The sequence below is a fragment of the Actinomyces oris genome, assembly GCF_001937445.1.
Lineage (GTDB): Bacteria > Actinomycetota > Actinomycetes > Actinomycetales > Actinomycetaceae > Actinomyces > Actinomyces acetigenes.
Genome location: NZ_MSKS01000056.1, coordinates 1 through 692 on the forward strand (window position 1 = coordinate 1; position 692 = coordinate 692).

General features: G+C 59.8%; 1 protein-coding gene and 1 pseudogene. Both read right to left on the reverse strand.

What is annotated here, in order from left to right; all coding sequences use genetic code 11:
* Positions 1-65: 65 nt before the first annotated feature.
* Positions 66-497: a hypothetical protein gene (locus tag BKH20_RS12745; RefSeq protein WP_075391373.1), complete on the reverse strand. Its 432-nt coding sequence runs from the start codon at positions 495-497 to the stop codon at positions 66-68.
* Positions 479-670, reverse strand: a pseudogene (locus BKH20_RS14970) (glycine zipper domain-containing protein); the annotation flags it as partial. The pseudogene BKH20_RS14970 and the gene BKH20_RS12745, both read right to left, overlap by 19 nt.
* Positions 671-692 lie beyond the last annotated feature (22 nt).

Genomic DNA, 692 nt, shown 5'->3' on the forward strand with positions numbered 1-692 from the left:
CCAGCAGCCGAGACCGTTCATGCCGTTCATACCGTCGCCTACCGGGCAACACGGTAGGGCCGCGGTCACCTGTTGGTCTCACCGTCGCCCTCGTCGTCGGAGCCGTACTTCGCCTCCCACTCGGCCTGTTCCCTACGACGCCAACGCCGCTCCTCATGCCACTCCGGATACATCCACCCCGGCAACCGCACCGGAATCAAACCCAACACCGCAACCACCAATGACGCCAAGCATCCGATAAAAAACAAGTCCGAAAGGAAGCTATCTCCCCCACCACTAGCATCAGTCAACAGGCCGCACCCCCCGAATAGCATGAAGCCTCCTACAGCAGGCTCGACCACCGCAATGGTATTACGCCCCAAACTGAAGACACCATCTAGCATCTCACGAGCAGCCTCCCCCCAGTCACTGTCGGAGAACATCGCAAACCACCAAGCAGCAATCGCAAATCCACCTAAAGCAAGAGCCACAACAGCAGCTAATACCTGTTCAACCACGACAGTTTACCCCCTGACAGAAAGCCCTTAATGCCACCACTTGTGAATGAGACTATTTGCTCCGTCGGCAACCTTTTCCCAGCGCCAGACCCAATGGCAGCGCCAACCGCGCCGCCGACCACGGCACCCACCGGGCCACCGACGCAGGCCCCAATTGCCGCACCGGCCCAGCCACCAGCAGCCGAGACCGTTCAT